Raw genomic sequence first — 528 nt, 5'->3', positions numbered from 1 at the left:
AGCTTTTTTAAAATTGACCCAAGACAGATTTTTCTACCAGATGATCCCAGGCTTCAAGCGAGTGGTTCGAAGCAAAATATTTTTGACACCTTCAAATATACCAGCAGCAGGTTGACTGTGATTCGTCAATTGGACTTACTAGTTATTGATGAAATCTCCATGGTTCGTGTGGAGATACTGGACATTATTGACCAAATATTGCGCGTATTTAGAAGAAAACCGCACCTGCCTTTTGGTGGGGTGCAGCTTATACTGATTGGAGACCCTTTTCAATTGCCTCCAATAGTAAAAGACAAAGACTGGTCCATACTCGCCACTAAATATGAGACACGCTTTTTCTTTAGTTCTTATGGCTTTAAAGAATTAATGCCTTTTCATATTGAGTTACAAAAAATATACCGGCAAAAGGACACCGTCTTCAAAGACCTATTAAACAGAATAAGGGAGAGCAAGCATACTTATGAAGACATTAGTTTTTTAAACAAGCGAGCGGCCGACTACCACTTTGACCTCTTGGACCAAGGCTAT

General features: G+C 39.4%; 1 protein-coding gene. It reads left to right on the top strand.

The annotated features are described in order from the left end of the window. Positions 1-528: DEAD/DEAH box helicase family protein (locus tag ADIWIN_RS11250; protein ID WP_040757115.1), on the top strand; the 528-nt coding region annotated here is incomplete at both ends.

Origin of the sequence: Winogradskyella psychrotolerans RS-3, assembly GCF_000427335.1 — a bacterium.
Taxonomy (GTDB): domain Bacteria; phylum Bacteroidota; class Bacteroidia; order Flavobacteriales; family Flavobacteriaceae; genus Winogradskyella; species Winogradskyella psychrotolerans.
The sequence above is the reverse complement of the archived record's forward strand: the minus strand, read 5'-3'. Positions and strand labels throughout refer to the sequence as shown.